Annotated in this window: 1 protein-coding gene; it reads left to right on the top strand. The window is 71.0% G+C overall.

The annotated features are described in order from the left end of the window. Positions 1-110: 110 nt before the first annotated feature. Positions 111-452: leucine zipper domain-containing protein (locus tag NQO67_RS43565; RefSeq protein ID WP_255956206.1), on the top strand; the 342-nt coding region annotated here is incomplete at its 3' end.

The raw sequence follows: 452 nt of genomic DNA, 5'->3' as shown, positions 1-452 counted from the left end.
GTGTGCTGTCCCGGGACGTTGGTGACACGCGTGCTGGGTGCTTGAACAGGTGAGGGCCTTCTGGGTTCGGTGTGGATTGCGACATCTACGCCTGACCGCAGGAGGCCCTCGTGTTCCACCGTAATGCCCCGCTGACGGCGACGGGCAGGCTCCGTCTGGCCCGGTGCGTCGTGGACGACGGCTGGCCGCTACGCCGGGCAGCGGAACGTTTCCAGGTCAGCCACACCACCACCGCCCGCTGGGCAAGCCGCTACCGGACCCTGGGCGCCGCTGGCATGCATGACCGCTCCAGCCGCCCGCACCACCAGCCCCGCCGCACTGCGACCACCATCGAGGAACACGTGGTGCGCCTGCGACGTGAGCACCGGATCGGCCCTGTGCGACTGGCCGCCCGCTGCAACATCGCCGCCTCCACCGCCCACCGCATCCTGACCCGCCGCGGCCTGCCTGCG

The organism is Streptomyces odontomachi (assembly GCF_024435355.1).
In the GTDB taxonomy this organism is placed as follows: domain Bacteria; phylum Actinomycetota; class Actinomycetes; order Streptomycetales; family Streptomycetaceae; genus Streptomyces; species Streptomyces odontomachi.
Note: the sequence above shows the minus strand (reverse complement) of the source record. Positions and strands in the feature narration are given on the sequence as shown.